The sequence below is a fragment of the Paraburkholderia domus genome, from assembly GCF_905220705.1.
In the GTDB taxonomy this organism is placed as follows: Bacteria; Pseudomonadota; Gammaproteobacteria; order Burkholderiales; family Burkholderiaceae; genus Paraburkholderia; species Paraburkholderia domus.
The window spans coordinates 34,346-60,193 of record NZ_CAJNAT010000038.1; the positions used below are offsets into that span (position 1 = coordinate 34,346).

At 59.9% G+C, this 25,848-nt stretch carries 32 protein-coding genes; 29 read left to right on the forward strand and 3 right to left on the reverse strand.

Annotated features, from left to right (window positions below):
* Window positions 1-592: 592 nt before the first annotated feature.
* From mnmH to KHO31_RS40125, 6 genes are all read left to right on the forward strand, one after another.
* Complete coding sequence (mnmH, locus tag KHO31_RS34845) at window positions 593-1,621, forward strand: tRNA 2-selenouridine(34) synthase MnmH (protein WP_201083187.1); 1,029 nt, start codon at window positions 593-595, stop codon at window positions 1,619-1,621.
* Between the two features lie 259 nt (window positions 1,622-1,880).
* Window positions 1,881-2,654: a hypothetical protein gene (locus tag KHO31_RS34850; RefSeq protein WP_201083179.1), complete on the forward strand. Its 774-nt coding sequence runs from the start codon at window positions 1,881-1,883 to the stop codon at window positions 2,652-2,654.
* Window positions 2,651-2,941, forward strand: coding sequence for a hypothetical protein (locus tag KHO31_RS34855; protein ID WP_201083177.1), 291 nt, complete (start codon window positions 2,651-2,653; stop codon window positions 2,939-2,941). Before KHO31_RS34850 ends, KHO31_RS34855 begins: the two co-directional genes overlap by 4 nt.
* A 315-nt stretch (window positions 2,942-3,256) precedes the next feature.
* Window positions 3,257-3,520 carry a hypothetical protein gene (locus tag KHO31_RS34860; RefSeq protein ID WP_201083175.1) on the forward strand — a complete coding sequence of 88 codons (264 nt, stop codon included), beginning with the start codon at window positions 3,257-3,259 and terminating at the stop codon, window positions 3,518-3,520.
* A gap of 14 nt (window positions 3,521-3,534) precedes the next feature.
* Window positions 3,535-4,254, forward strand: a complete 720-nt coding sequence (locus KHO31_RS34865; protein ID WP_201083173.1) for an autoinducer binding domain-containing protein — start codon at window positions 3,535-3,537, stop codon at window positions 4,252-4,254.
* Window positions 4,255-4,712: 458 nt separating this feature from the next.
* Window positions 4,713-5,201: a fatty acid desaturase gene (locus KHO31_RS40125; protein ID WP_407945982.1), complete on the forward strand. Its 489-nt coding sequence runs from the start codon at window positions 4,713-4,715 to the stop codon at window positions 5,199-5,201.
* 71 nt (window positions 5,202-5,272) lie between these two features.
* On the opposite strand, the gene KHO31_RS34875 is transcribed toward KHO31_RS40125, so the two are convergent.
* Complete coding sequence (locus tag KHO31_RS34875; RefSeq protein ID WP_201083169.1) at window positions 5,273-5,560, reverse strand: Arc family DNA-binding protein; 288 nt, start codon at window positions 5,558-5,560, stop codon at window positions 5,273-5,275.
* A gap of 526 nt (window positions 5,561-6,086) precedes the next feature.
* On the opposite strand from KHO31_RS34875, the gene KHO31_RS34880 reads away from it, so the two are divergent.
* From KHO31_RS34880 to KHO31_RS34990, 23 genes are all read left to right on the forward strand, one after another.
* The gene (locus KHO31_RS34880) at window positions 6,087-6,746 is read left to right on the forward strand and encodes a lytic transglycosylase domain-containing protein (RefSeq protein WP_201083167.1); all 660 of its coding nucleotides are present in this window, start codon (window positions 6,087-6,089) and stop codon (window positions 6,744-6,746) included.
* A 50-nt stretch (window positions 6,747-6,796) separates the two neighbouring features.
* Window positions 6,797-7,162, forward strand: a complete 366-nt coding sequence (locus KHO31_RS34885; RefSeq protein WP_007731410.1) for a hypothetical protein — start codon at window positions 6,797-6,799, stop codon at window positions 7,160-7,162.
* Between the two features lie 7 nt (window positions 7,163-7,169).
* Window positions 7,170-7,607: a VirB3 family type IV secretion system protein gene (locus KHO31_RS34890; RefSeq protein WP_201083164.1), complete on the forward strand. Its 438-nt coding sequence runs from the start codon at window positions 7,170-7,172 to the stop codon at window positions 7,605-7,607.
* Complete coding sequence (locus tag KHO31_RS34895) at window positions 7,607-10,177, forward strand: VirB4 family type IV secretion system protein (protein WP_201083162.1); 2,571 nt, start codon at window positions 7,607-7,609, stop codon at window positions 10,175-10,177. The genes KHO31_RS34890 and KHO31_RS34895 overlap by 1 nt, the downstream gene beginning before the upstream one ends.
* A gap of 25 nt (window positions 10,178-10,202) precedes the next feature.
* The gene (locus KHO31_RS34900; protein ID WP_201083160.1) at window positions 10,203-10,976 is read left to right on the forward strand and encodes a type IV secretion system protein; all 774 of its coding nucleotides are present in this window, start codon (window positions 10,203-10,205) and stop codon (window positions 10,974-10,976) included.
* Entirely contained in the window at window positions 10,966-11,211 is a 246-nt protein-coding gene (locus tag KHO31_RS34905) for a hypothetical protein (RefSeq protein ID WP_201083158.1), read from the forward strand. Before KHO31_RS34900 ends, KHO31_RS34905 begins: the two co-directional genes overlap by 11 nt.
* A gap of 69 nt (window positions 11,212-11,280) precedes the next feature.
* Window positions 11,281-12,153 (forward strand): type IV secretion system protein, encoded by an 873-nt coding sequence (locus KHO31_RS34910; protein WP_201083245.1) that lies wholly within the window; start codon window positions 11,281-11,283, stop codon window positions 12,151-12,153.
* 35 nt (window positions 12,154-12,188) lie between these two features.
* Window positions 12,189-12,446: a hypothetical protein gene (locus KHO31_RS34915; RefSeq protein WP_211625454.1), complete on the forward strand. Its 258-nt coding sequence runs from the start codon at window positions 12,189-12,191 to the stop codon at window positions 12,444-12,446.
* An 8-nt stretch (window positions 12,447-12,454) separates the two neighbouring features.
* Entirely contained in the window at window positions 12,455-13,306 is an 852-nt protein-coding gene (locus KHO31_RS34920; protein ID WP_201083154.1) for a virB8 family protein, read from the forward strand.
* Window positions 13,303-14,211 (forward strand): TrbG/VirB9 family P-type conjugative transfer protein, encoded by a 909-nt coding sequence (locus tag KHO31_RS34925; protein ID WP_201083152.1) that lies wholly within the window; start codon window positions 13,303-13,305, stop codon window positions 14,209-14,211. The genes KHO31_RS34920 and KHO31_RS34925 overlap by 4 nt, the downstream gene beginning before the upstream one ends.
* A gap of 18 nt (window positions 14,212-14,229) precedes the next feature.
* Window positions 14,230-15,600 carry a TrbI/VirB10 family protein gene (locus KHO31_RS34930; protein ID WP_201083151.1) on the forward strand — a complete coding sequence of 457 codons (1,371 nt, stop codon included), beginning with the start codon at window positions 14,230-14,232 and terminating at the stop codon, window positions 15,598-15,600.
* Between the two features lie 11 nt (window positions 15,601-15,611).
* Window positions 15,612-16,274: a hypothetical protein gene (locus KHO31_RS34935; protein ID WP_201083149.1), complete on the forward strand. Its 663-nt coding sequence runs from the start codon at window positions 15,612-15,614 to the stop codon at window positions 16,272-16,274.
* Between the two features lie 48 nt (window positions 16,275-16,322).
* Complete coding sequence (gene virB11, locus KHO31_RS34940) at window positions 16,323-17,360, forward strand: P-type DNA transfer ATPase VirB11 (RefSeq protein WP_201083147.1); 1,038 nt, start codon at window positions 16,323-16,325, stop codon at window positions 17,358-17,360.
* Window positions 17,357-17,620, forward strand: coding sequence for a hypothetical protein (locus KHO31_RS34945; RefSeq protein ID WP_201083140.1), 264 nt, complete (start codon window positions 17,357-17,359; stop codon window positions 17,618-17,620). The genes virB11 and KHO31_RS34945 overlap by 4 nt, the downstream gene beginning before the upstream one ends.
* Window positions 17,617-17,844, forward strand: a complete 228-nt coding sequence (locus tag KHO31_RS34950) for a DUF3717 domain-containing protein (RefSeq protein WP_201083138.1) — start codon at window positions 17,617-17,619, stop codon at window positions 17,842-17,844. The genes KHO31_RS34945 and KHO31_RS34950 overlap by 4 nt, the downstream gene beginning before the upstream one ends.
* Entirely contained in the window at window positions 17,841-18,131 is a 291-nt protein-coding gene (locus KHO31_RS34955) for a hypothetical protein (RefSeq protein ID WP_201083136.1), read from the forward strand. Before KHO31_RS34950 ends, KHO31_RS34955 begins: the two co-directional genes overlap by 4 nt.
* Entirely contained in the window at window positions 18,128-18,496 is a 369-nt protein-coding gene (locus KHO31_RS34960; protein WP_201083134.1) for a hypothetical protein, read from the forward strand. Before KHO31_RS34955 ends, KHO31_RS34960 begins: the two co-directional genes overlap by 4 nt.
* Window positions 18,497-18,548: 52 nt before the next feature.
* Window positions 18,549-18,905, forward strand: coding sequence for a hypothetical protein (locus tag KHO31_RS34965; RefSeq protein WP_201083132.1), 357 nt, complete (start codon window positions 18,549-18,551; stop codon window positions 18,903-18,905).
* A gap of 2 nt (window positions 18,906-18,907) precedes the next feature.
* Window positions 18,908-20,689: a type IV secretory system conjugative DNA transfer family protein gene (locus KHO31_RS34970; protein WP_201083130.1), complete on the forward strand. Its 1,782-nt coding sequence runs from the start codon at window positions 18,908-18,910 to the stop codon at window positions 20,687-20,689.
* The gene (locus tag KHO31_RS34975) at window positions 20,686-22,371 is read left to right on the forward strand and encodes an LPD7 domain-containing protein (protein WP_201083128.1); all 1,686 of its coding nucleotides are present in this window, start codon (window positions 20,686-20,688) and stop codon (window positions 22,369-22,371) included. Before KHO31_RS34970 ends, KHO31_RS34975 begins: the two co-directional genes overlap by 4 nt.
* A gap of 72 nt (window positions 22,372-22,443) precedes the next feature.
* Complete coding sequence (gene stbB, locus KHO31_RS34980; RefSeq protein ID WP_201083126.1) at window positions 22,444-23,157, forward strand: StbB family protein; 714 nt, start codon at window positions 22,444-22,446, stop codon at window positions 23,155-23,157.
* Window positions 23,157-23,609 (forward strand): hypothetical protein, encoded by a 453-nt coding sequence (locus KHO31_RS34985; protein WP_134465703.1) that lies wholly within the window; start codon window positions 23,157-23,159, stop codon window positions 23,607-23,609. The genes stbB and KHO31_RS34985 overlap by 1 nt, the downstream gene beginning before the upstream one ends.
* An 11-nt stretch (window positions 23,610-23,620) precedes the next feature.
* Window positions 23,621-23,935, forward strand: a complete 315-nt coding sequence (locus tag KHO31_RS34990; RefSeq protein ID WP_201083124.1) for a TrbM/KikA/MpfK family conjugal transfer protein — start codon at window positions 23,621-23,623, stop codon at window positions 23,933-23,935.
* A gap of 86 nt (window positions 23,936-24,021) precedes the next feature.
* Here the strand turns inward: KHO31_RS34990 and KHO31_RS34995 are convergent, their stop codons facing one another.
* Window positions 24,022-24,486 (reverse strand): hypothetical protein, encoded by a 465-nt coding sequence (locus KHO31_RS34995; RefSeq protein WP_201083122.1) that lies wholly within the window; start codon window positions 24,484-24,486, stop codon window positions 24,022-24,024.
* A gap of 264 nt (window positions 24,487-24,750) precedes the next feature.
* Window positions 24,751-25,425: a hypothetical protein gene (locus tag KHO31_RS35000; RefSeq protein ID WP_201083120.1), complete on the reverse strand. Its 675-nt coding sequence runs from the start codon at window positions 25,423-25,425 to the stop codon at window positions 24,751-24,753.
* Between the last annotated feature and the right edge of the window lie 423 nt (window positions 25,426-25,848).

Consider the following 25,848-nt stretch of genomic DNA (forward strand, 5'->3'; position numbering starts at 1 on the left):
ACCTCGCTGGCGTCGATCCGTGGCAATCTATGCAGGTGCGAATGGCACTGCTCCAACATCGGCGATGTGCGTGAAGCTAGTTCTCAAAAACACAGTGCTCCACGCGCAGCTGCTTCTGCTCCACGGCTAGCAGGTCGATGAGCGATCGCTGTTGCCCCCGTCTACATTCGATGTCAAACCGTAGGTCAGCGCGTGTGCGCCTTGATCTGCGGAGAGTTTCTTTCGGGGCCAGACGTCTCGCAAACTGCGTGGCCAACAGACTTTACAACATCTTTATCATGCAAACGGCACTCGCTGAGCGGAGTTGCGCAAACTGCATACTCGCCTGCAGTCCAGAGGACGCGGCCCCGATTCACCGCTACATTTCCGGCCCGCGGGAAAAAGTCCGTAGCTGTCGTTGTAAGCAATCACAACTTCGATATGCCGGACGCGCTCGCCAAGTCCTCCGCGTGAGCCAGCAGCGGTGACAGACGTGCCGGGTGGTAGGGCTTGCCAGAGCGGTAAGGGGTTCGTACCATGCCTGCATTCGACCGGTTGTCCGGATGGCGTAGAGAAAATGCGTTGTACGCCAAAAATTACAAGGCGCGTGGGCATGTACCGATTCGAAGATTACGACCTCATCATCGACGCACGCAGCGAACGCGAATACGCCGTGGATCACATCCCTGGGGCAATCAACCTCCCCGTGGTGAGCACTGACGAATACGCCGAGGTCGGCACCTTGCATCGGACCGACAAAATGCGGGCATATCTGATCGGCGTGTCCTATTCGCTGAAAAACATTTCGCGTCACCTTGACACCATAATTGCGGCCCGCCCACGTCATGGCAGGGTGCTTGTGTATTGCTTTCGCGGCGGAAAGCGCAGCCGCCTTTGGTTTGATGCTCTCGATACGATCGGCTATAAGGTGGACCGCCTGCCTGGTGGCTGGAAGGGCTATAGGCGTTGGGTCAACGACCAACTGGCAACGCTGCCGCGAGAGTTCTCGTATGTGGTCCTGTCAGGCTCGACTGGTTGTGGAAAGACCCGATTGCTCGATCAACTCGAAGCCGTCGGCGCGCAGGTGTTGAATCTGGAGGCACTCGCGTCTCACCGGGGTTCGGTCATTGGTGCGATACCTGGTACGCCGCAGCCGACGCAGAAATACTTTGATAGCCTGCTGCAACAGAAACTTAGTACCTTCTCGCCCGATCGCCCGGTGTGGGTGGAAGCAGAGAGCAAGAAGATTGGCAATGTACAGTTACCCCCGGCGCTGCTCGAAACAATGCATATGAAGGGCAAGCTTGTCTGCGTGAACACGCCGATGGCCCAGCGAGTCATATTGTGGCGAGAGGACTATCATCATTTCGAGCAAGATCCGGACGCCTTTGTAGCGAAGCTCGCCTCTCTACGGAGCCATGTCGGAGGCAAAGAGTTTGCGATGTGGCAGGAAATGGCCAGATCACGGCAAATACCCGAGTTGTTCGAGCGGATCATGGTCTCGCACTACGATCCCACCTATGCGCGTTCGACACGGCGCAGTTATTCCGCACTTGCAGATGCACCAGTCATTAACTTGCAGGAACTGTCGCCTGACAGTCTCCGGGCCGTGGCGCTTGCGCTCATTCAGCGCTTCGGCTAAACGGCCTCTGTCTAAAGTTCGCTGAAACCGTTTCATCGCCAATTACCCCCGCGATACCGGTGGCATAGGGCATATTTGCCACATAATTTATGCAAAAAACATAGGTATGCAGAGAAATTTCCGCCTTGTAGCAGTAGGCACCTTTCTTCGTGTTTCCTTTTGTAACTGAATTGGCGGAGGCAGAGGAAGGGCGCGTATGGTCATATCTTATGAATTTATCTAATCGGGACAGATTGACTGATTGGGACTTTTTCGGGATATGACCACGACGATCGAAGACCGCATGATCTTGCTCCTGAACGAGCAGGCACGCCTCGCGCCAGGTGAAGTCGAACGGCCAGAGGGGGCGCTGCGCAGGGCATTCGGTACTCTGCTCCCGAGGCCCGAGCCTGGCCGGGGCTACTTGGAGCGGCTGACGGAATACACCCGTATTTCCGTTCAGCGCTGGCGTAAGGTGTTTCATCGTCGACAACGACCCACGCCCGACATGATCGAGGCGCTGGCACGTCTTTTCCCGCACTATGCTTTCTGGCTTGTCACCGGCATTACAGACGCGGCTAATGGCCATGTTGCACCGGATAACGCGCAAACATTTCCGGAGCGCCTGTATGCGCAGTCTGATGGCGCATCCCAGTATTTCCGCAAATCACTGGTTCTATTTCGCAGACTGTTCGAGGAGTCGGGCGTCAATCTGGAAGATGACCATCAGCGCATGTATGCAGCGGAGCGCACCAGGCCGCTCGCTCACTGGCACGACAGTCCGCTTGTCGATGCGGCTTACCGGATCTCTCAATCGAGGGAGTACTGCGAACTGTGTGAGATCTGGGAGTCCCGCGAGAAGTACCGGGCGGATGACCTGAAACGCATTTGGCCAACATCCCCTGACGATCGGCCGGGGGGTCAGCGCGCCAAGGATGCAAAGGAACAGGGGCTTTCGTTTCCCATACTCGGCGTCGATCCCCGCACAGCGCACCAGGACCACTGCGATCTTTATACGTCCCGCGAGCGCCTTGCCCAACGCGCTTCGCATTGAGCTTTCTAAACACGTCGCCGGTGGAGTTGACTGGGGAGGAGTTGGAGCGCCTGCGGACGTGGCTGAAGCAGTTGCAGGACGATGACCTGTCCGTGTTCTTTCAGTCTCTCGAGCATCACGGCATTGACCGCGAGGGAATTATCCCGTGGGAACCCGGAACCATACGATTCGCGTGGCTCGGGATGGCCGAGGCCGAGATAGAGCGGTTCGTCCATTACGTGCAAAGACTGCGTACGAGTCGATCGCGTGAGACGTATCCAGCGCCGATGGGCGGAAGGCTGGCGTAGCACTCGGGTGCATGAGGCGTCCCGGCGATTCGCCGGAGTGAAGATGATTTGTTGGATTGGAAACTATGAGCGAATGTATCAGCATTGTGTGCCCTTCTTGTGGGGCCGATCACGGTGATGATGGATGGGAAATCTTGCAGGAAAACGAAGTCCATCAAATGAAGTGCGAAGTCTGCTGTGCGGAATTTTTCGTATCGATCTTCGAGTGCGAAAGATGCGTGGCAGACAATGTGATTTCGTCTCTGTCTGAGCATGAAGTCAAGAATCGGACGTGTCGTGCTTGCGGGCATCGCCCCGAGATCGAAGGCGAGGATTATGAAGAACCTTGTCTATGAACGAGCCGTTAGTGCCGATGTCGAGCAGGTGGGCATTCGTCTCTATCAGGTGCCAGGCGGTTTCATTGCGGAAAGGTATCTGATTCAGGGTGATGAACTTATGCTGGTTCAGATTATGCCGATTTCATCAAAAGGAGAGTTTGAAAAGTTCGCGCTTTCGGACCCACATCATTCGGTGATGCGGGCAATTTATATGGAAGTGCGAAACATTGTCTGGGCGGATGGAGTTGGTGAAGTAATCTAGATGGATCGACCGTAATGGAACTGAGCTTTGATGCCGTTATAAATGCACCGGATGAACTGGAGTTGATACCGCTTGTTAGCGACGCAATTCGATCGAAGGGAGCGGAATGGTTTGTGTTCGTCTCGTTGCATCCTACCGATCATTCAGCCAGTCGCTCCACCCATCGATTCTTGATCGGTTGTCGCCCTGAATGGTGCCAACTGTACAACGCGAACCGATGGTATCTGACGGACCCTTGTCTCGATTACGCACGATCGAACACTGCGCCAGTGTTGGGCTCGGAGTTGCCAGTCCGGACTGCTGGGCAAAAGCGGATGCTTGAGGTTGCCGCGGAACACGGGTTTCTCAGCACGTTCCTCATTCCTGCGCACGCTAGCGAGAAAGGCCGGATTGGAGCTCTCTACCTTGGCTCGAGCGTGAAGCCCGAGGAAGGTGAGCCGAAACTCAGAGAGGGGCGGGCATTTTTCCGGGCCCTGGCGTTAGAGCTCCTCGATTGGTCATCGCGGGGAGTGCGCGAAGATGCGATCAGAAAGTGTGGCCTTTCACAACAGGACGTGCAGTTGATTGGGCTCGTAAGATCTGGCTTCAATGCAGGTGCGATCGCCGATGAGCTGAAGGTGTCTTCGACGACTGTCTACAGGCAGTTCCAACGGATCAACGAAAAGATTGGCGTTTCGCACATTACCGCGGCGGTGCGGTTTGCGGAAGAAAATGACATCTTTGCGCAGCAATAAGGGCGGGTTCTGGCTGTCGACGCTATTACCAGCGACCGCGACGGCATTCTTCTTTTACCGGCATCCCTGGCTGTTTTTGTTGCTCCTGGTTGCGGTGGTTCCGGCCGCTGACGCGTTGATCGGACAGGACGTGGAGGTCACAAATCACAGGGGGAGCCATGCGCCGAGCGTTCCCGCGGTCCCGGTCACTTACATTTGCGTGTGGGGCGCTGCGGTGCTTGTTGCCCTCGAAAGAGCGATGACCGCGAGGCCGCTGGAGTTTGCCGGGCTCGTTATTGCCTCGGGGGTGGTGAGTGCTTTCGCGATGGCGCACATTCACGAAGTAATGCACCGGGGCGGGCGTGTATCCAGGTTGATTTCCGACGTAGCGCTAGCAGTCGCCGGATACCCTCACTACCGAGTCGTACATCAACTCCACCACGGGCATGTCGGCGATCCGCGATTTGGTTCAACAGCCCATGTTTTGGTGTCACGTCGGCCGCTCCTTCTTCTCGGCGCTGAGATCCGCTATTGCTTACGAGCTAAGCCAGGCACGCAGTTGGAGGGGAAGCCGGCTCCTGCAGATCGTCCCGGTCAGCGTAGCGGTCGTGGGTCTCTTCGCGTGGTTTGGTGGCTGGCGAGGGGCGGTCTTCTACGCGGGGCAGGGCATAGTCTCTGTCTTCGTCGTAGAGGCGGTTGGCTACCTGCAGCACTATGGCCTGTGTGGTAGTCCTGACGACCTGGGCCATCAGATTGCGTGGGACGTTAATTTCTGGTTGTCCAATCGCCTATTCGTAAATAACGGGCGTCACACCCACCATCATCTTGAGCAAACGCAGGCCTATGATGGCCTGGTTCACACCGGGAGTGCGCTTCCTGGCGGCTATCTGCACATGTTTGGCCTGGCGTTAATTCCACCGCTCTGGTTCTTGGTCATGAACCATAGGGTACCAAAGAGAAGCGACTAGCATAAAACATTGGCGGCCGCAAGGCTAAGTGGGCCTCTTGAATTCGTCACATCATCTGTTGGAAAGTGTCACTACGGTGTTGTCTTGGTAGTGCGCTTGCGTGCGACAAGAGCGAGCATGCGTTCGGCGAACATCGTTATCTCGTCTGGGGTCATGAGCTCGGCGAGAGACATCGTCGAGACGGTTTCGCGCAATTCGTCGACATCGGTATCGTCGCGGACACTGAGTTGGGGATAGGTCGACTCCAAACGCGCGACCAGCTCAGCGTTGAGTGAGCGCTGATTCTTCGTGGCGGATTCGTTCAACTGGTGGTAGAGAGACCACGGTAGCCGGAATTGTGAGCGGTAGCTGTCTTTCATAGTGACATTTGACACTACGTTGGCGCTGGAATATAGTGACATTGTGTCACTGCATCGTAGTGACTATAAAGCACCAGAGGAGAGAGAATGGGTGACATCGTTCGCTCGCAGTGTCGACTCCCCCGAGAGCTAAATGAGTGGCTCATCGATCGGGCAAAGCAGGAGGCACGGTCAAAAAATGCGCAGCTGATTGTTGAGCTTCGTACTCGTCGGGCCGAACTGGAAGATGAGGCGGTCAGCAACGAGTGCGCGTCGGATGCGTTCCCCGCGTCGCCAACGTCGCGACAGGAGGCGGTGTCAGAAGGAGATTTAATTGGCTCGCATCGCGCGGGCCGGATCTTGGCGAGGTAACGCCAGACAGGGAAGGGCAGGCGTGGAGGTACGGGTAGTAGAAGCGGTCAGCGTCGATGTTGCGAGCATTGGCGCCGACCTGACCGGTTGTTGAAACCTGAGAGGTCGACAATGGCTAAAGCCATTATATCGTTCGGGCGCAGCCAACGATTGAGCGTTGGTGAAGGGGAAAGTCATGCTTGATTTCAACTCCCTGGCCCAGCAATGCGCGCCGAACGTCCACCCTACGACGCTTCAGGCGGTCGTGAGGACTGAGTCCGGCTTCAATCCGTACGCGATCGGCGTCGTTGGTGGCCACCTTGTTCGCCAGCCGCGTGACCATGCTGAAGCGGTGGTGACGGCGAAAGCGCTCAATTCACAAGGCATCAATTTCAGCATGGGGCTTGGACAGGTCAACAAGGCCAATCTTGCCCGCTACGGATTGACCTACGAAACGGCATTCGATCCGTGTGCAAACCTGCGCGCGGGCAGCGCGATACTGCGCGACTGTTATGAGCGGGCGACTGCGGCAATGGGGCAGGGTGGGCCGGCATTGCGTGCTGCGATTAGCTGCTACTACAGCGGCAATTTCACGCGCGGCGAGTCAGCCGACGATGGCGGCACCAGTTATGTCCAACGAGTTGTTGCCAACGCCCAGATGGCGGCAGGTTCAACCAACGTTGTTCCTGCGATTCCTGTTGTGATGGACAGTCAGTCCGACAGACCAGCACACGCAGCAGCGCCCGATGCCAAAACATCTTCCACACGCCGCAGTGGCCCAAAACAACGGCAGGACGCACCGCACCCGTCATGGGATGCATTCGGCGATTCCGCCTGCGACAACGACTGCAACTGATCTGAGCCGCGACGACGCGGCCTGATCTCAACCACGTGAAAGGAGAAGACATGAATCGCAATACGAAGCTCGCGACCATGAAATTAGTACAGCTGAAAGATTATTCATATCGCATATCAATGCGGCGAATCGCAACCCGTATGCGCCAGACGATGGCCCTCGGCACCGCAATCGGTCCGGAACTTGCATTCGCGGGTGGTGGGCTCGATTCGGCGACGCAGGGCGCGACCACCTTCAAGATCTGGCTTTATTCGTTCCTTGGCGTCGTCGCGGCCTGCGTGCTGATGTGGAAAGGGGCGGAGTGTTGGGCCGATCGCGCGCACTGGAGCGAGTTTGTGACGATGTGCGGCAAGGTGGCGGCGGTGGGCTCGGTGGTCGGCGTGCTCGCACCGTATCTGTGGAACATGTTCAGCTGAGCACGCCATGTCGGACGAAAAAACCCGCTATCCCGGATTCAATGGCCTTGGCCGCACGGCGGCCATCTGGGGCGTTCCCTATATGGCGATGCTGGTTGTCGTCGTCGCGTCGATGTTTGTCGGCGTGCTGGTTTCCTTCTTCGTGGGACCAGGCGGTCTGCTATTCGTTTTCTTGGGCTTTCCGGTGCTGCTGTATTTCAAGCACATCTGCGAAACCGACGACCAGGGCCTGCGGATCATGTGGCTGGAATTGCGTTGCCGCTTCTACTTCTGGCAGCTGCGGGTCCGCGCGCGGCTAAATTCCGGGCGAGCCGCCCCGCGCTTCGGCAATACTGCTACGCTCGCGCCGCTGCGATACGGACGGCAGCGCCGCGTCTATCGCGATTTTTTCAAACCGTTGTCCAAGGGTGAGCGCCGGCTGCGTGAGCTCGATCCGGAGGCCTGATGCAAAGCAGACCCGCCGTCACCAGCGAAATCCTCGGCGCGATCGGCGCCGTGGAAGACTGGATTCCGAAGTACGGGCATCCGGTCACGAAACACGTACAGCACCTTGAGGCCAACCGGTTCATGGTGACGCTGGCCATGCGCGGCATGCCGTTCGAGGTGCACGAGAACGTCGCGATGGAGCGCATGTTCGATCGCGATACGGAAGCGTACAGCAAGCTTGGTCGCGACCTGGGTGGCCGCCTTGGCTATCACGCAACGTTCGTGCGACAGCGCGTGAGTTTTGATCGTATGTACCGTTTCAAACAACGCTTCCTGCAGTGGTTCGTACGCGAGTACATCGGGCGACGTTTCGGAGACGAAAAGTTCTTCGAGAACCGCTACTACCTGTCGCTGATCCTGAAATACGAGGAGTTCGACGACGGGCTGAAAGAAATCGGGTCTCTTGCCCAACAGGCGCTGCTGCAGTTCGCCGAGTATGAAGCCGAGTTGCTTGAAGTGTACGAGCGCAAGCACATGAACGGCACGAAGATGCTGTTCTCGCCCTTGTATGGGCTCGTCAGCTATCTCATCAATGGGAAGACCGGCGATCTGCCGGTCGCAGCGGAACCCGGCACCGATGTCATCCCGTCGAGCCATCTGCATTTTGGTTACAACACGCTTGAGATCGGGGCGAGCGACGTGCCGGCGTACCGACGTGTTGCAACCTGCCTCGACCTTCGCAGTTGCCCGGAGAAGCCGGGCTGGGGCCAGCTCGACCCGTTGATCACGTTGAACATGGAATTCACGACTACGCATACGTTCAACTGCATGACGGGCTTTGAGTCAAACCGGACCATCGATTCGGTAATCAACAAGCTGGAGTCGGCCGGAGACAAGGCGAAGCATCAGGTCAAGGAACTGCGCGCCGCACAGGGTTACGTGAACACGGGTGAACTGTCGTTCGGCGAGTATCACGGCGCGGCGGTTATCTACGGCGAAACAGCGAAAGAGGCGCTGGAGAACGCCGACAGGTTTGCGTCCCGTTCGCGCAACGAGTGTGGAGTTGAATGGTCGCCCGCGACGGGGTCTGCTCCGTTCACGTACTTCTCACAAGTCCCGGGCGCGCGAGTCAAACCGCGACCGAAAGTGCAGTCCTCACGCAATTTTGCGGCGATGTACACCTACCATGACTACTCGTCAGGCAAGGCGGAAGGTAACCCGATCGGTGACGGGTCAGCCGTCATCCCGTTTCGCTCGGATTCGGGCGTGTACAACTACAGCTCGCACGCGAGCCGGCTGGGGGACATCAATGTTTCGGAGAAGGTCGCCGGACATTTTGAAGCGAAAGGCACGACGGGCAGCGGCAAGTCTACGGTCATCGTGGCGGCGACCGGCATGCTGTCCCGCTTCGATCCGATGCTGTACGTGCTGGACAAGGGGCGGGGCTGGGAAGTGTTCATTCGTGCGATGGGTGGCGCCTATGTCTATCTGGAGAAAGGCAAGCCGACCGGGTGGGCGCCGTTCGAACTCGCCGACACGCCAGACAATCGCGAATTCCTGTACGGGCTCGTCGAACTGTGCGGCCGCAAGAACGGTGTCGACCATCAGGGTAAGCCAATCAAGATTGACCTGACGGCCGGCGAGAAGATTCACTGCCGCAACGCCGTCGATGCGGTAATGGGGGTCGATGACGTTCGGCTGCGCCGCTTCAGCCTGCTACTCGACAGCATTCCAGACGAGGGCGACGACGGCCTGCGCGCACGTCTGTCGATCTGGTGCAAGTCGGAGGGCGGCCGGTTCTGGTGGGTGTTCGATAACCCGCCCAATCTCTCATTGAACATGAGCGAGCAACGTTGGATCGGGTTCGATGTTGAGGCGTTTCTTGTCGAGAACTATGAGCCGTCGGAGCCTGCATTTGCCTACCTGTTCCATCTCAAGAAACTGATGCGTCGGGAAGGCACGCTGATGCTGACGGTGATCGAAGAGTACTGGCTGCCGCTGCGCTTTCGCACGATCCGCGAGCAGATCGAGGAAACGCTGGCGAGCGGGCGTAAAGAAGGGGAATTCATGGGACTGATCACGCAACAGCCGGAACAGGCGCAGCGTGCGGCAGACCTGTTTCCCGCGCTGCGCAGTCTGGTCGCCACAAAGATCTGGCTAGCCGATCCGGCGGCCGAAGAAGAGGCCTATCTGCGCGACGGCATGACCCGCAAGGAGTTCAAGGAATTCAAAAAACTCACACCGCAGTTGCACCGATTCCTGATCAAGCAGGGCAACCAGTCGGCCTTTGCCAGCTTTGACCTGAACGGGCTTGAGGACGCGATTGCGGTGTTCTCTGGCGATCGCGAGAACGCACTGATCTGCGACGGGGTGCGGGCCGAGTTTGGTGGCGATCCGGACGTCTGGTTGCCCGTTTATCTGTACCGCGTGTTCGAACGCAAGCTGCGCACGCGGCTCACGGCAAAACACGGCGCCGATGAGCGTTTGTGGTCCGCCGAGCTGCAGCGCGGCCTCGAGCGCAAACGTGCTGAGCTTGCGCAGGTTTATCCACCGGTTAATCAGCCGGTTGACGACGACGTTTTTGCCTGATGTGCTGCAACCCAGGGAGGGAATGATGAACAGCACCGATGTCTATCCGGCCGTGCACCGGCCAGTTGACCTTGCGATCTGCAACCTTCGCGAGGCGCTGCGGGCACGATCAACGCGCGCCGGCATGAGCGCCTTTGCCTATCTGCCGCGAATTACACTTTGGCCTCGTCGCAGTCTGGTCGCGTTGTTGTGCGCGTGTGCGTTTTCGCAGGCTCACGCGCAGGGTGTGCCGACCATTTCGCCCGCGGAGCTCGCGCAGCAGATGGTGCAGGTCGAGCAGCTGATGCAGCAGGTCCAGAATCAGGAGGCCCAGTATCAGGCGCTGACTGGCAACAGCAGTTTCGGCAACATCATGAACGATGCATCGCTGCGCAACTACCTTCCGGAACAGTGGCAAAACATTTATGACCAGGCGAAGAACGGCGGTCTCTCGGGTATCAGTTCGTCGATGCGTTCGATCGAGCAGCAGGAAAGCATGACCGGCGCGAGCACCCCCGGTCAGCAGCGCTATTACGACACGCTCGCGGCCAACAAGGCGATGAACGAGCAGGCGTATAGCGCGATCATGGCGCGCTTTAACAACATCCAGTCGCTCATGCAGCAGTCGAATCTGACGCAGGATCCCGCGCAGAAGGCGGATCTGCAGAACCGAATGGCGGCCGAAGAGACGATGGTCACGAACGATCAGACGCGCTTGCAGCTCACCGCGCAGTTGCAGAAAACAGAGCTGCAGCTTGCCGAACAGCAGCGCGACCGTGAATTCGACAACGCATTCCTGGGGAAAACCAATGATCAATAAGACACTTCTCGGCTCAATCATCGCTTTGCTGGTCGCGATCGCCGGCTACCTCGGCTACCTCGCATGGGATCGTCACCAGCACAACCTGCAGGAAGAGCAACGGCAGCAACAGGATCTGAAGTTCGACGCGGCGTTTCTCGGCACGACGCCTGAGAAGCTTGCCGCTGAGCGTAAGGCGAAGGGCATCAACGCTGCAAGCGACGATGCTGAAGCCAGCGCGGCCGGGCTCAAGTAATCCGGCTCGTCCATCAACCGCTGACCGAAGCAGGGGATATCCGTGGCAGACATCCAGCTTTTCACCTCAATGACGAAATCGTTCGATCAGAACGTGTTGAACACGATCTCGGCCGGTTCGACCCGCATCATTTCGCTGATCTCGCCATTGATGGCTACCTGCTTCAGCATCTATGTCCTGTTGATCCTCTGGACATACTGGCAGGGGCGCAACGACGAGCCGATTAACGATTTCCTGATGCGCATGGCGACTTGGGCGGTCATCCTGACCTGCGGGATGAACATCCAGTTCTACAGCGAGTATATCGTTCCGTTCTTTAATGGTCTTGGCGAGCAGCTGGCCGGCGCGCTGACCAACGGTAGCAACCCGGTGTCCGGCCTCGACAACCTGCTCAATGCATACATCAATGCAGCCCAGGAGATCTATGCACAGGCGTCCGGCCTGAAGGTAATTGCAGCCATCTGGACGATCGCGCTGATGATCATTTTCGGCGGCCCATTCATGGCGATAGCCATTGCGTACATTATTCTGGCGAAGTTTGCGCTTGGGCTTCTGCTCGCACTCGGTCCGTTGTTCATCTCGGCGGCGCTCTTCCCACCATCGCGGCAGTTCTTCTGGAACTGGGTCGGTCAATGCATGAACTACACCCTGCTGGTCACGCTCTTCGCAGCCGCCTGTGCGCTCGAGGTCAATTTCGCGATGGGCGTGGTGCCGCTGAACGGATCCCCTTCTATCGCGCAAGTCATCGACCTGGACATCATGGGGCTGTCCTTCTGGGTTATCTCACTTAACCTACCGGGTTTGGCTTCATCTCTTGCAGGCGGCGTCGGTATCTCGACGATGGTGGGCAAGCTGGGTAGCGTCGCGAGATTTGCCGGCTTGCTTGGAAAAATGGGCGGTGGCGGATCGCCGAAGACCGGCGGTAGTTTGAGTCAGGCATAAAAAATGATCAGGTTATTCAAGACGATCGCACGTTGGTGGCTTATCGCGGCGGTGGTGGCAACGATCGGCGCGATGGTATCGATCAAGCTGTTTTGCTAGATGCCACGCAATACGCCTGTTTTGCTCGATCCAAAGGAGAAACGGAGAACATGAAATCTCCTGTCGCTATTTTACTGATGGCCTTCGCGCTGCAGGCGTGCAGCTCGGCGCCAAAGCCGCCCGAGCCGACTGGTCAGTGGGTACCGGTCAATCAACCGTTGGCCCAGCAGTCGGACCATACGGAACCGAAGTGAGGAACAGGATGGCATCGACTATCAGGCATTGGTTTGCGTTGGGAGCGAACGCGCGCAAACGTAAGGGAAGCCCGGCCGGGTCGACCACGCGCACAGAAGCGCCGGTGAGCGATGTTGAGGCAAGTGAGCGCGATGCGGTCAGCTGGTACCTGAAACAGGCACAGGCCTTCGAAAAGTCAAAGGTCAAAGCAGCGGAAGAGAAGGCCCGTATCGCGGACCGGCGCTCGGTGCTATCGGGCGTTGTCGCTCTCGCCGCTGTTTCTGGCATGGGGGCTTTAGGACTCCTAAAGCGGCCGAACCCGCCTGCTGTGCTGCGAGTGGACTCGTCGACCGGTAAGGTCGACGTGCTGCCGACAACGGCTAACGGACACGTTACGTTTTCGGAGAAGACCGATCGCGCCGATCTGCACCGTTACGTCGAACTACGTGAGAGCTATGACTGGGAGACGATTTCGGACACGCACGCCGCGGTGATGTTCATGAGCGACGATCACGAGAAGGAAGCCTATGACGGGCTGGTGCGCGGCCCGGTGGGCCCGCTCAAACTTCTGAAGGATCAGGCGCGGGTCATCGCACACGTCGGCTCGATCACGTTCGCACCCGCCGCGCAGGTGTTCTTCTCGCGTCAGCTGGTCCCGCTGAATCCCGCAGCGAAACGGCCGGATCCGACGTACTGGATTGCGACGGTCGCATTCGAGCGTGTGAACGTACCGGAAAAGCAGGATCAGCAGGATCTCAACGCGGACGGTTTTCGCTGCACGAGCTACGAGGTCACGCGAGACTGGACCCGGGCGCCCGCCGATGCCGGGGCTACGTCGGGGTCGGCGTCGGGCTCTGCGGCAGCCGGAGGTGGAGCATGAAAGGACGAACGATGCGGATGTCAGCAGGCGCAGCGGCGGCCGCACTGAGCTTCGCGTTGGCGCCGATCCATGCGCGAGCGCTCGAAACGCCGCGCAGCTGCGGTTCAGACCCGCACATCCAGTGCGCGATCTACGATCCGGACCAGGCCTATCGTGTGGCGACCATGCCGGGGCGTGCGGTGATGATCCAGTTCGAGCCAGGCGAACACATCATCAACAGCGGCGAGGGCATTGGAGACGGCAAAGCCTGGCACGTGGCCATCAACGACAGTGGCGCGATGCTCAAACCGGGTGCGCCGCAGCCGGAAACCAACCTTCTGCTGGTCACCAACCGGCGCACCTATCCGCTGTCACTTGTCAACGTGTCGGCTGCACAGCCCGCGACATGGATATTGCGTTTCGACTATCCGGACACGCGTGCCAGGGCGGCGAGCGCGCAGCTGCGGCGGCAGGAAGCGGTTAGTGCAGCGCTGGGCGGTCAGCAGGGCAATGAACCGGCGGTTCCCGCATCGATCGTGAGCGTGGGCGCTGTGAAATCCATGCCTGTGGCGTCAGTTCCTGCAGCCAATATCCAGTACATGATGCGCGGCGATCGTGCACTCGCGCCGACCGCGCTGTGGGACGACGGCCGTTTCACGTACTTCAAGTACGCAACGGCGCGTGACCTGCCGACGATCTTCACGAAGCTTCCCGACGGTGGCGAGGCGACGGCGAACTTTCATATGGAGCGGGATACGGTCGTCGTGCACGAAGTGTCGAAGTCGTTTGTCATCCGCTACGGCCAGTCGGTGCTGGGTATTCGCAACGACGGCTATTCGCCTGATGGTCATTACAACCGTGCGGGCTCGTCGGTACCGGGCAGCGCGCGCATCGCGCGTGACCATACCGATGCATCGACGGACTGATCAGGGAGCGAACAGGGTATGACTGAACGAAACGAAATGGAACATGCGGCATCGACCGACGTCGGCCCGCAGCCTTCGCTCGATCTGCCGGGCCGCCGGAAAACGCGCGTGGGCAAGCTGCGTCTGGTGCTGGTCGCGCTCGCCGTTATTGCGCTGGGTGCGTCGGGTGTCACGATCTATCTGCAGCGCCTGTTCCAGCAGCATCAGGACGCGAAACAGGCGGCGCTGACAAAACCGAAAGACAGCGGCGCGAGTGACGCCGGTGCGGATCTGGAGACGCAGAAGGAACGTATCAAACGCGCGGAAGACCAGGCCCGTGCAGCGTCGGAGGCTGCGGCCGCCGCTGCAGCGAATTCCCACCTCGCGACGCCGGCTGGCGCGGCATCGCAGACGGGAGGTACAAGGAATAGACAGGCGGTGACCGTGAGCAACCAGCCGCGGCCGCTTACGCCGGCCGAGCGCCGCCTGGAGGGCAGCGTGCTCGTCGCGGGCAGGGGCAATGAGGGCAACAACGATTCCGGCCAGAGCAAAGATGGTCCCGTGGCATCAAATGAAGCCACTGGCGACAGCGACAGTGGCAGCACTGGAGCGGTCGGCCACGATGCCGGTGGTCTGGCAGGTCTGGCGAAGTCGATGGGCATATCAGCGCTGCGCGGCGGCAGTGCAGGCGGTGGGCCCAGCTCAACCAGCAAGGCGGACGCGGGCGAGGGCAAGGGCAAGGGCTCCGCGATCGACCAGTCCTTGCAACCGTCGAAGCTGCAGCCGATGCAGGCCTCGTTCCGGCCGAACCGGCATTACCTGCTCAGTCGCAACACGATGATCCGCTGTGGTCAGTCGACGGCGATCCGCACCGACCGGCCGGGCCTGATCGGGTGCCCGATCGCGCAGGACGTATGGTCCGACGATGGCACGACGCTGCTCGTTCGCAAGGGTGCGATGGCGAAGGGCGAGCAGCGCGACGCGGTGATCCAGGGGCAGGGAGTGATCGGCGCGATCTGGGACGAGATCGACGACGGCGACGTACGCATTCCACTGAACTCGCCGGCTACCGATCCGCTGGGCGCCGCAGGCATTCCAGCCTATGTTGACGAGCACTTCTGGCTGCGGTTCAAGGGCGCGCTGATGGTCAGCCTGATTGGCGACTTCGGCCAGGCGCTCGCGAACAAGGCAACCGGGTCTGGCCAGCAGATCACGTTCTCCAACAGTTCGAACGCCACACAGAACGTGGCCGCGGAAACGCTGCGTAGCACCATCAACATCCCGCCGACGGCGTATTCGAACCAGGGCTCGGTCATCAATATCTTTGTGGCGCGCGACATTGACCTGAGCGGCGTGTACGAGAACGTCGACGCGCTGGGCGAGCCGGTTGGCCAGAGCGGACAGCAATGAGGAACGGATCCATGAACCTGAAAGTCACATACCCGGACGATTTTCCCCTGCACGGCCTCGATCGCGACATGTTCGAAACGAAACTACGGAGCGCACTGCGCTTCTGTTTCTACGGCAACACGGTCCGGCAATTGGCCGAGCGGGTCGATGCACGGCGTGCGCATATGGTTCCCGATGCCTTGCCACTGCGTCAGATCGCCGACGAGCACGCGTTCGAGGATTGCATGGCGCTCGATGGGTGCCGGATCGACGACATGTCAGCGCCGACACTACGCAACCTGTTGCGTAGTGTCGGGGCGCGTATCGGGCTGACGATCTCGGAATGGAGCGACAACGCCTTGCCGTCGCTCGATGAGCAGGTCAATCACGCGGCCGCTCACGCAATGGAAGTGCACGCAACTAACCGTCAACCCATCAAGACACCACCGATTCACGATCGCCAGGCGCCACTCACATCGCGCATCTGGCTTGTAACGGGGCTATGCGCAACTGTGGCAATCGGCGGTGCGGGATGGAAATTGACCCGGCCGGCCGCGCCACTGAGCGCAACCGTGGTTTCCATGTCGCCGGCGCAAACGCTCCGCGAGCTTGCCAGCAGCGTGCCGGACGATCACCGCCTATATCGCGTGTCAGTGCAGATCGAGCCGCAGGATTCGGGCACTACGCCTCGTTGATAGCGCGCCATGACGCACCGATGTGACCAAAACCAGAAAGGAGTGCGAATGAGTGCAATCGTAATCGATGTGATCGAGAAGGGCACGATCGCGCGCAGTTTCCTCAAGCAGATGGGCATCTCGAACTTCTTCGACGGGAGTCTTACCGAGGTTGCGATCAACCGTCCCGGTGAGATCTGGACGCAGGGGAGTGCTGGATGGCGACGACACGATGCGCCGGCCTGCTCGCTCGATGCGTGCTTCAAGCTCGCGAACGCCCTGACGGTGATGAAGGGCGGCAAGTTTTCCACAAAAGAGCCGATTCATCCGGTGGTCCTGCCCGAGGGCCAGCGCGGGCACGTGCTGATGCAACCGGCCTGCGAGCAGGACACGATCTCCATCACGATCCGCATCCCGTCTGACGTCCGTTTGTCGGTTGCCGAGTATGAGCGCAACGGCTGGTTCGAGGGCTATCGGGACGTGTCGCCACGTCGCGACATGTCGGTATCACTTGATCTGCAGCCGTTCGAGCTTGAGATGCTCGAGGCGAAAGGTCAGCGCAATGTCACGCGCATGCTTGAGCTTGCGGTTGCCAACCGGTTGAACATTGTGCTCGCCGGTGGCACCGGCTCCGGAAAGACAACGCTGAACAAGGCGCTCTCAGACCTCGTGCCGTCCGATGAGCGGATCGGCACTATCGAGGACACACCGGAGCTGTCGCTGCCGAACCACCCGAACCGCGTGCACATGTTCTTCAGCGACACGCTGCCGGCGAAGGAACTGGTGCGCTCCACGTTGCGCATGAAGTTTGACCGCGTTTTCCTCGCCGAGCTGCGTGGCGACGAGACGTGGGACTACATGACGCTGCTGAACACCGGCACGCCCGGCGGTATCACAACCGTGCATTGCAACGATGCGCGCTCGGCACATTCGCGCATCGCGACGCTGGTCAAGCAGAGCGCGGTCGGCCAGACGCTCGACTGGCAATTCATCTTGGAACAGGTTCGCGTAACGGTTGATCTGGTTCTCTTCATGCGCAACAAGCGGCTCAGCGAAATCTGGTACGACCCGATCGGCAAGGCTCAACTGCTGGGTTGTGTCTCATGAGCGCCGATGCTGCGGCGCAGATGATCGAACAGATCGCGATCAGCCTGTGCGGTGCGCTCGCCGTGTTTCTGTCGCAGGACAGGCGTGCGCACTGGCGGCGCTGGGCCTGCATCTTCGGGCTGGCCGCGCAACCGTTCTGGTTCGACATGGCGTGGCGAGCGCATCAGTACGGCGTGCTTGCACTGTGCTTTGTCTACGCCGCGTCGTGGGCGCGCGGTTTCACGGCGCACTGGCTCGTACGCAGAGAGGACCATGTATGAACTTCGCGATCAGCGATATCGAGGCGGCGATCGAGGGATGGCGCATGCGCTCGCCGTCCGACGAAGCATTTGCGGCCAGCACAGAGGCCCGCGCGCTGGCGCGGCTCTACGGCGCCGTGATCCTGCACGGCTGCGTGGCTATCACCGACGCCGGACTGGACGACGCGCAGCGCGACGCCCTGCGGATCCTGTGCGCCGATCCACCCGGAGAGTTCCCGCAATGAAGGCAGATCTTCCGGCTACCGCGCTTGCCGATGCCGCGGACGCGAGCGATGACAGCCCGTGCAAATGGCGACCGTCCGGCGACTTTGCGCTGGTGCACCCGTCGGGCTGGACGATCGCGCGGTACTCAGTCTATGACGAGTGGCGCTACCTGCTGTGGGAGCCGATCGACCGCTGTGCGGCGGCCAACGGCAACCAGTTCCACGGACCCTTCGGTAACGTGCGCGACGCGATGCGCCTGCATCGCGACCTGAGCGCGCATCTGCAACAACAGGAGATGGCCGCATGACAACGCATCTGAAATTCCGTATCGGCGAGAAGTGGATCTGCATGGAGGACGGCAACGGCTATGCGCCGGATCACCCTGATCACGTGACGTTTGCGGTGCGCGACGTCAAGGCGAACGGCAAACCGGGCTGCCGTGGCGCCGCTAACTTTTCGGTCCGTCGACGCACGGTGCTGGACCGGCTCCTTGCTGACAGACCGCTCAATTTCGCACGCCATGCCTATGCGAGCGCCGAGCGCCTGCGTGCCCGCAAGCCGGTCCTTCGCGCCACGCAGCGCGTACTTGAACACTGCGACGACGAGACGGCCGCAGGCCCGCGGCCGCCGACTAGGCCGGAGGGTTCCCTGCGAAGCCGATCGTCGGATTGACGCGGCCGGATTTGAGGTCAATAGCGATGCAGCCACCCACTGAGGACCGACCATGCCGAACCCGCTTCGAATTCTGATCCCCATCGTGGTCTTCCTGCTGATCCTGTGCGGCTTCGCGTTCCTCGGGCAGTTCGCCGGCGGTCAGCTTTTCGCGAAGATGCAGAAGCTGCCGGAGGGCAGCGCGGGCGTGTTCACACTGTACGACTACTGGCATGCCTACGGCGACGTGCCTGCGGTGGTGCGCGCGCTCAAGGTGTGCACGCTGCTGTCGGTGGTCATCACCGGCCTGCCAGTGGTCGTCATCACGATGGCGCTCGTGTCGGGCCGCAAGCGCCTCGCGCAGTTTGGCGAGGCCCGGTTCGCAACCCGTAACGACATTGTGAAAGCGGGCCTGCTGGAGAAGAAATAACCATGACGACCTCACAACATCTGTATCCGCCGTTCATTGTCGGCAAGTACAAGGGCGAATACCTGAAGTATTACGGCCAGGATTTCCTGATGACGGCTGCCGGCACCCGCTCCGGCAAGGGCACGTCGCTCGTGATCCCGAATCTTCTCACCTATCCCGATTCCGTCGTGGTCGAGGACATCAAGGAAGAGAACTACCACTATACGTCCGGCTACCGGCGGGCATGCGGTCACGAAACCTATCTGTGGGCGCCGTTCTCGGAAGACGGACGCTCGCACGCGTACAACCCGCTCGAATACATCGCAGGCCGACCCGCATATGCGCGCGTGGGCGACGTGATGACGATCGGCGAACACCTGTATCCGTCCAACGTCGATGCACGTCTGAAGTACTGGAACGACAACGCCCGCAACCTGTTCATCGGGATCGTGCTGTATCTGCTGGAAACGCCCTCGCTGCCCTGCACGTTTGGTGAGGCGCTGCGACAGGCCTCCGGCAAGGGCAGGGCGATCCGTGAACACATCTCGTCGATCGTCAGCACGCGCGCCGATGCAGCTCACGCGACTGACGGGCTGCCGGCGCTCACGTTCGAATGTCTCGACGCGCTGAACCGCTTCCTGTCGCAGTCGAAGGAAGCCTTCGCGAACATCGTATCGACGATGACCGCGCCGCTGAACGTCTTCAGCAATCCGGTTGTCGACGCGGCAACCAGCCGCTCTGACTTCGATCTGGCCGATGTGCGCAAAAAGCGCATGTCGATCTATGTGGGCATCAAGCCGGGCGACCTGAAGGCCGGCGCGCTGCTCGTCAATCTTTTTTTCTCGCAGCTGATCGACCTGAACACGCGCGAGATGCCTGCGGAGAATCCTGCGCTCAAATACCAGTGCGCGCTGATCCTGGACGAGTTTGCAGCGCCCGGCAAGATCGACATCATCGATACGGCCAACCCGTTCATTGCTGGCTACAACCTCCGGCTGATGCTGATCTTTCAGGGCATGTCACAGATCGAGGATCCGAAGCTGTATGGCAAGCACGGCGCCGAAACGCTGGCGATCAACTGCAAGATGCGCAGCCTTTATGCACCGCGTACGGTCAAGGAATCGGAAGAGTACTCGAAGATGCTGGGGACCTTCACGTACATGGCGCGCTCGCGTAACCGTAGTCGCGGGCGGAGTTCGTCGACGAGCACCAGCGAGTCGGAGCACGGCAGGGCACTGATGATGCCGCAGGAGCTGCGGGCGCTGAAGCACAACAAACAGATCATCACGATGGAGGGGTGCGAGCCGATCCTGTGCGAGAAGGCGTTTTTCTATGAAGACGCCGAACTCGTCGACCGGCTTGTGCAGCAGAGTCCCTATCTGCAGGCGGTGATGGCGAAGCTGGAGAAGACCAACCGCCAGCGCGCCTGGTTCGGTTTCGGTCCGAAGTTTCCCAACGAGGTACAGATGAAACACGCCGCGTTCGTCGCGCGCGAGTTGTGCGCACCCGTGCCAAAGATCGACATCGAGCAGTGGTGGCAGACGCAGAACGCGGCCCGACGTGCGCAACAGGCTGTCGCGGCGGCAGACGCCGCCAGACAGTCGGCCGGTAAGGCGCGTGACGTTCGTGAGCACGAAATCGGAGTACTCGCGCCTGTCCAGCTGGCCAACCGTAACAGCATCCGCGCATCGCTGTTCCAGTTGATGCCTTATCTGCGAGAAGTCCTGCCGGACGCGGCGGCCGCCGTGACGGCGCAAACCGCAGCACCTCAATCACACCCTGAACCACAAGGAGTGACCGTATGAACGAGATCGAATTTCCCGCCGACAGGATCGACTACCGCGAACGCGACGCGGCCAATGCCGACGATGCGTCGACCATCCGCGCGCGCGTCACGCCGCCGGCGAACGACCCGGACGCGGGCGCCGTGCCCGGCCCTCCGGAAACGCCGGTCGATGACGCAACCGAAGCGCGCCTGAAGAAGATCCGCGAGGCCGATCGGGAGAAGGTCGGGAAGCTGCTCAAGCGCGACTTATCGACCAACTCAGCGACCAACCCAACGACCAGCACAGCCACCGACGAGGCGGTGAAGCCGGCCGCCGGCACCGGCAAGCCGCTCGGGAAGAAGGGCGAAGGGGCGGAGAACAGCATCCGCCCGAAACCGATTTTCGATCGGAGCGGTTACGACGTGCCGAAGTCGGTGGCCAATCAGTATGTCGCGCATGAGGGCAAGTTTCTCGATCGCAAGAGTGAGACCGTCCACTTCGAGGACAAGGGCCGCTCGCTGTCGACGGCAAGCGAGGACCGCGACGTGATCGCGCATATGGTTGAAGTTGCGAAGGCGAAGAACTGGGGTGAGCTGCAGCTCAAGGGCAGCGAGGAGTTTCGTCGGCAGGCGTGGATCGCGGCCGAGCTCGCCGGCGTGCCGACGCGTGGCTTCAAACCCGGTGCGCAGGATCGCGCCGTACTGACCGCTGCGCGCGAGGCAATGCGCATTGGCGCGGGCGACAAATCCGGTGCGGCGGACAAGGCGCGCACGAATGAGATGGAGGCAGCAGACGCAGTGGGGCAAAAGCCCGCCGTGCCGGATGCTGCGAAACCAGCCACTCCGGCACGTGAAAACACTGCGTCCGGAGGCAACCCGACGATCGCTACGCAGCCGTCTGCAGCAGCGCCGGCGAGCCCCGTTCAGGGGACGCCAAAGCCGGCCGGTGTCACGGCGGGGGTGATGGTGGCACACGGGCCCGCTCCGTTCAACCACGACGATAAGCAGAACGACAGCTACTACGCGACCGTGCGGACAGAGGGTGGCGAGCGCACCGTGTGGGGGCTGGACCTCGAACGCGCGATCGGCGAAAGCGGTGTGCAGCCCGGTCAGCGGATCGAGCTGGAAAAGGGCGGCAGCAAGACGGTAACAGCGCAGAAGCGCCAGTTCGACGAGAAGGGTGCCGAACTCGCTCCGAAGTCAGTCGAGAGCCGGCGTATCGAATGGCTGGTGTTCTCGCCCGACGTGCCGGGCCTGCCCACGCGCGAGCAGCGCGAAGCGCTGGCCAGCGCGCGCCGCGAAACCGATGAGCGCCGACAGATCAATGAGGCACGCGAGCGGTTCCTGAGCGGAGACTGGAAATACTCGAAGGAACAGCAGAAGACGCTCGATGAAGCACGCGAGCGCATCAAGGCGCAGGCCGCGCGCGAGGTGCTGCGTGACGAGATCAAGGGTCTGCCGGAGCAGCAGCAGGAGAAGCTGATGGGGGAGTTCGAAAGCGCCGTGGCCGAGGCGCGCGCAGCTAACCGGCCACTGGACGTGCCCATGCCTCAGGTAAGCGAAGCAACGATCGAGGCCGTGCGTGGGCAGATCGAGCTGGAGCAGCGCGGCCAGGCTCACGCAGCACAGCAGGCCACCCAACAGGCGACGCCGGAGCGCGGACAGGATCTGCAGTCGCAGACCGCCGAACACGACGGGCCGACCTTCGAGTTGGAGCCATAGCGCGACGACATCAGTTGGCCGCGATCGCTTCGCGACCGTCATCGTCAAATCGGACAACAGGAGTAAACCATCATGAAGATCGCGGTAATCAACTTCTCGGGCAACGTCGGCAAGAGCACCGTTGCACATCACCTTCTCGCGCCACGGCTGGAGGGTGCCCAGGTGATTCCGGTCGAGTCGATCAACTCGGACGACAGCGAAAAAGGATCGGCGATGCGTGGGAAGGAGTTTGGGGAACTGCAGGACAAACTCATGACCTTGCGGCATGCTGTGGTCGATATCGGGGCATCGAATGTCGAAGACTTTGTCTCGCTGATGCGTGACTATCACGGTTCTCACGAAGACTTCGATGCCTTCGTGGTACCGACCGTTCCTGCGCTTAAACAACAGGTCGACACAATTTCGACATTGCGCGCACTCACCGGAGAAATCGGTGTGCCGGCAAACCGCGTTCGCGTCGTGTTTAACACGGTCAACCCGAAAGACGACGTGTCAAAGATTTTCTCGAAAATTTTCGACTACTACGCGGAAAACCGCAATTTCGTCTTGAATCGCGAAGCGGTGATCTATGAGAACCCTATCTACGAAAAGATCAAGGCTTTCGATCGCTCCATCGTCGATATTCGCAACGATCCGACCGACTATGTCGCGATGAACGCCGAAGCAATGGAGAGCGGGGAGCCCGAGGAACATCTTGCACAGATTCGCCAACTGGTTGCAATCAAACGTCTGGCCACACGGGTAACGACCGAACTGGACGCAGTCTTCAAACTTGTGGTGCATTGATGGGTGCATCGGACGATTCGATCCGCGAGGAACTGATCGGCGCAGTACTGGGTGAGCTATCGCTGCTACGACGGGACGTGAAGGGTCTGTCCCAACTGCTCGATACCACGGGTAAGCAGTTCAAGGACGACGGTGAACTTACGCTGCTGCGCTTCACATCCCGCTACGAGCAGTTCCTCAACCAGTTCACAGCATCGAGCACCGATGTGCTGGCCGAAGCGGGACGGTTTTCAGAGGCCCGCGATCAACTGCTTGGCGAGATCTCGCTCAGGCAGTACGACGAAGCCAACGGACGAAGCCGCGATCTGCTGCGCGAGGTCTTGCGCGAAGAGCGCGGCCGCGGTCGTGTTATCGGGCGAATCGAACTGACCGCATGGACCGTATGCGCCACGCTTGGCTCCGCGGCGCTCACAGTCGGAGCCCTTGCGGCACTGCGCCTTCTGGCCACTTGACAGGAGATCTCATGAAACGACTGATCGCAATATTAATTTGCGGCGCGTTCGTCACCCAGACGGTGGCGCTGGCCGACGACGACAACCCGTCCGCCTGCGGTGCCGTCCTGTGTCTCGCCGGCCTGATCGCCGGTGGAAGTGCCGGCGGGGACTGCAAAAACTATATGATGGGTTACTTTTCCATCGTGAAATTTCACCACGGTCACTTCGATGAGACCGGCACATCGAATGCCCGTAGCGATTTCACGAACCAGTGCCAGAGCGTTGGACCGGATACGAAGAAAGGTGTGAACGACAGGTATGGAAACGTTCAATCTGGATCGTGACGCGCAGCCGCTCTCTCAGGGTAGGGGTAAGGATTCGTGCTATTTTGCGTAACATCGCCCGGCAAGGCTTGTTGCTCACCAGACCCCTATTGCGAGAGGTAGACCTCGACCGACCGCAATATATCGATCACGTCTGCGGCACCCACGAAATCAAAGAGAACCGGCCCGGTCAGGTTGGGCGTAATCTCATACACGGTTCCCATCGGGTTCTTCGCGGCGGCATTGCCGTTGTGGGCCAGATGCTTCGCCAAGCGTTTCTTACCATCGTCGGTGATATTGAACGTGTTGGCGTGGGCGATGCCATTGCGCAAGTGATAGACCAATTCAAGGATCGGTGCCCAGTCAAAGTACCGGTGATCGCCGAGTTCATCCCCCAGCATCAATAGCGCGCCCATAGCCCAAGTGCGAAGGAAGTGCCTTTGGAGGTCTTGATCCTCGCGAAGCAAGTCGAGATAGAACCGGAGATCGAGAGTGTGAAACGTGCCGTCCTTTCGATTGATCTCCCCCGTCTGACTTCCGCCCAAAACCTTCGCGGGCGGCAGCGAATTCATAGACAGCGGATTGACGGCAACGAAGTGTGCTACCAGGGGTCCCCTCAGGATTCGGATTTTTGCGTACGCCAGCGAGCTGGAAAGCCTTACGGCGCAAGGCTCGGTGCCTATTATGCATTCGGCAATTAGACGGCCTTTTGTCGCCGCGGCTAAATTATTGATTCGCTTGATTGTGCGGCGCGGCTATGGTGCTTAAAAAGCCGAATCCTGAGGGGACCCCGTGAGACGCCTGACAGATTGATATCCGCTTGTCTGGTCTAAGTTTCAGGCGCTTAGCGCCTGATTGAACGGTTGCGCGTCAGCTCGCCGACCAACCGTGGGCTCCGTTCGACGCTCGAGCGACGCCTTGCGCTTTTCTTCAGCGTTCGCGATGAAGTCGGACAGTTCGCGCTCCATGGCTGAATCTTTGGCGCCCGGCTTCCACGTCGCAGCTCCGTGCCGCCGGCGCGTGGTCCGAGCAAGTGCTAACGCTGCCATCGCAGCCTTTGCACATTCGTATTCAACCTGGCCACAAAGGTCGATCGGCTCACCGAATTCGCGGAACGCTTCCACATACTCCCGCGCGGCGTACACCGTTGCCGGGTACTCGCGCAGCTCAGAGATAACTTTGCGGCTCAGGACGTGCCAGTGAAGCTTGTCTGGATAGGCAAAGACGGGGATGGACACGCCCTTGCTGGCTTCGCGGCTCATAGGGCCGACCGGCTCCGATGCCGCCCAAGCGGCCTTATGCATCATTGTCCGACAGGTTCGAGCGTAGCTTTCCAAGGATAACGCAAGTTCCAATGCAGTGTCGCGTCGCTGACGCTTGCGCTCTCTGGCATCCCTTGCTGAGATCCACGCGAGCGTTATGACAGAGCCGACTGCCCCTGACGCCAGCGCCAAAATCATCGGAGTGTTCCAGCCAAGTCGCTGGAGATATTCAAGCCATTCCTGCTGCATACGATGCGCCTCGGAGAAAGAGGTGCATAGAGTATAAGCAATCGTTTGCGGAGTATTCAGAGCAAAAAATGCGGCGTGTGTTTTCGCCACAAACGCTTGAATGGGGAGGTGCGCATCTTGACAGACCGTGCCGAACCAGGGCACTCGTCGGCCCAACACCAGGAGAGGGGGCGTCAAAAGTTTCAGGCCGGTTCGCTTCTTAAGCGGACGGGTAGCGACGTTCGTCCGAACGAAGGCAATGTGTCCGCGTGCTGCCGCTCTTGGCAAGCTAGCACCGTTCGATCGCTAGACGATCGGCAAGGTTCGGCCATGGGACTGATATGACTTTCCGTGTCAATCGGGATCGGTTTTCGTCGCTTTCGTTCCATAGGCGCGAGAATTTCCTGAGGGCGGCGTAGCAGTAAGTCTCGACGGTGGATCGCA

Bases quoted from the DNA above. Each gene is read 5' to 3' on its own strand.
- mnmH (WP_201083187.1), top strand. From the start codon at position 593: ATGTACCGATTCGAAGATTACGACCTCATCATCGACGCACGCAGCGAA.
- KHO31_RS34850 (WP_201083179.1), top strand. From the start codon at position 1,881: ATGACCACGACGATCGAAGACCGCATGATCTTGCTCCTGAACGAGCAG.
- KHO31_RS34860 (WP_201083175.1), top strand. From the start codon at position 3,257: ATGAAGAACCTTGTCTATGAACGAGCCGTTAGTGCCGATGTCGAGCAG.
- KHO31_RS34865 (WP_201083173.1), top strand. From the start codon at position 3,535: ATGGAACTGAGCTTTGATGCCGTTATAAATGCACCGGATGAACTGGAG.
- KHO31_RS40125 (WP_407945982.1), top strand. From the start codon at position 4,713: ATGTTTTGGTGTCACGTCGGCCGCTCCTTCTTCTCGGCGCTGAGATCC.
- KHO31_RS34875 (WP_201083169.1), bottom strand. From the start codon at position 5,560: ATGAAAGACAGCTACCGCTCACAATTCCGGCTACCGTGGTCTCTCTAC.
- KHO31_RS34880 (WP_201083167.1), top strand. From the start codon at position 6,087: ATGCTTGATTTCAACTCCCTGGCCCAGCAATGCGCGCCGAACGTCCAC.
- KHO31_RS34885 (WP_007731410.1), top strand. From the start codon at position 6,797: ATGAATCGCAATACGAAGCTCGCGACCATGAAATTAGTACAGCTGAAA.
- KHO31_RS34890 (WP_201083164.1), top strand. From the start codon at position 7,170: ATGTCGGACGAAAAAACCCGCTATCCCGGATTCAATGGCCTTGGCCGC.
- KHO31_RS34895 (WP_201083162.1), top strand. From the start codon at position 7,607: ATGCAAAGCAGACCCGCCGTCACCAGCGAAATCCTCGGCGCGATCGGC.
- KHO31_RS34900 (WP_201083160.1), top strand. From the start codon at position 10,203: ATGAACAGCACCGATGTCTATCCGGCCGTGCACCGGCCAGTTGACCTT.
- KHO31_RS34905 (WP_201083158.1), top strand. From the start codon at position 10,966: ATGATCAATAAGACACTTCTCGGCTCAATCATCGCTTTGCTGGTCGCG.
- KHO31_RS34910 (WP_201083245.1), top strand. From the start codon at position 11,281: ATGACGAAATCGTTCGATCAGAACGTGTTGAACACGATCTCGGCCGGT.
- KHO31_RS34920 (WP_201083154.1), top strand. From the start codon at position 12,455: ATGGCATCGACTATCAGGCATTGGTTTGCGTTGGGAGCGAACGCGCGC.
- KHO31_RS34925 (WP_201083152.1), top strand. From the start codon at position 13,303: ATGAAAGGACGAACGATGCGGATGTCAGCAGGCGCAGCGGCGGCCGCA.
- KHO31_RS34930 (WP_201083151.1), top strand. From the start codon at position 14,230: ATGACTGAACGAAACGAAATGGAACATGCGGCATCGACCGACGTCGGC.
- KHO31_RS34935 (WP_201083149.1), top strand. From the start codon at position 15,612: ATGAACCTGAAAGTCACATACCCGGACGATTTTCCCCTGCACGGCCTC.
- virB11 (WP_201083147.1), top strand. From the start codon at position 16,323: ATGAGTGCAATCGTAATCGATGTGATCGAGAAGGGCACGATCGCGCGC.
- KHO31_RS34945 (WP_201083140.1), top strand. From the start codon at position 17,357: ATGAGCGCCGATGCTGCGGCGCAGATGATCGAACAGATCGCGATCAGC.
- KHO31_RS34950 (WP_201083138.1), top strand. From the start codon at position 17,617: ATGAACTTCGCGATCAGCGATATCGAGGCGGCGATCGAGGGATGGCGC.
- KHO31_RS34955 (WP_201083136.1), top strand. From the start codon at position 17,841: ATGAAGGCAGATCTTCCGGCTACCGCGCTTGCCGATGCCGCGGACGCG.
- KHO31_RS34960 (WP_201083134.1), top strand. From the start codon at position 18,128: ATGACAACGCATCTGAAATTCCGTATCGGCGAGAAGTGGATCTGCATG.
- KHO31_RS34965 (WP_201083132.1), top strand. From the start codon at position 18,549: ATGCCGAACCCGCTTCGAATTCTGATCCCCATCGTGGTCTTCCTGCTG.
- KHO31_RS34970 (WP_201083130.1), top strand. From the start codon at position 18,908: ATGACGACCTCACAACATCTGTATCCGCCGTTCATTGTCGGCAAGTAC.
- KHO31_RS34975 (WP_201083128.1), top strand. From the start codon at position 20,686: ATGAACGAGATCGAATTTCCCGCCGACAGGATCGACTACCGCGAACGC.
- stbB (WP_201083126.1), top strand. From the start codon at position 22,444: ATGAAGATCGCGGTAATCAACTTCTCGGGCAACGTCGGCAAGAGCACC.
- KHO31_RS34985 (WP_134465703.1), top strand. From the start codon at position 23,157: ATGGGTGCATCGGACGATTCGATCCGCGAGGAACTGATCGGCGCAGTA.
- KHO31_RS34990 (WP_201083124.1), top strand. From the start codon at position 23,621: ATGAAACGACTGATCGCAATATTAATTTGCGGCGCGTTCGTCACCCAG.
- KHO31_RS34995 (WP_201083122.1), bottom strand. From the start codon at position 24,486: ATGAATTCGCTGCCGCCCGCGAAGGTTTTGGGCGGAAGTCAGACGGGG.
- KHO31_RS35000 (WP_201083120.1), bottom strand. From the start codon at position 25,425: ATGCAGCAGGAATGGCTTGAATATCTCCAGCGACTTGGCTGGAACACT.